The organism is Liquorilactobacillus sicerae (assembly GCF_029916425.1).
GTDB lineage: Bacteria > Bacillota > Bacilli > Lactobacillales > Lactobacillaceae > Liquorilactobacillus > Liquorilactobacillus sicerae.
Genome location: NZ_JAHAVQ010000140.1, coordinates 1 through 528 on the forward strand (window position 1 = coordinate 1; position 528 = coordinate 528).

The following is a 528-nucleotide window of genomic DNA, read 5'->3' on the forward strand; positions in this document are numbered from 1 at the left end:
TTAAAGATTCGGCAATTTTTTCTTACATTGAGTTCTGACGAGAGCGACGAATTAAATGCAACAAAATTTCCGAGTCTGATGACGATTGAAAAATCGATCCGGTATCTTCGAGTTGTTTCCTCAAAGTCAAAGCATTTGTAATATTGCCATTGTGGGCAAGAGCAATTTGATAATCATTAAAGTGAACTAATTAAGTTTGAATATTTTCAATTCCGTGAGTACGAGCGGTAGCGTAACGTACGTGGCCGATCGCCGAGCTGCCTTTTAGACTGGCAATATTTTCCGGATAAAGGAAAACATCCGACAAGAGCCCTAGACCACGGCGCTGCCAAAGTCGGCCATCGTCATTTGAAACAATTCCGGCACCCTCCTGACCGCGATGCTGTAAGGCATGCATACCATAAAAAGTTGTTTGAGCGGCATCAGGCAATCCCCAAACACCGAATAAACCGCATTCTTCATTCAGTCCGCGAAAATCTGTTGCAGTTTGCAATTCCGTCATTTTTTCCTCGTTTACTCCATTAAATC

The 528-nt window shown here is 42.6% G+C and carries 1 pseudogene; it reads right to left on the reverse strand.

The window, feature by feature from the left end:
* Positions 1 to 25: 25 nt before the first annotated feature.
* A pseudogene (locus KH893_RS11680) lies at positions 26 to 502 on the reverse strand (amidophosphoribosyltransferase); the annotation flags it as partial.
* Positions 503 to 528: the final 26 nt, after the last annotated feature.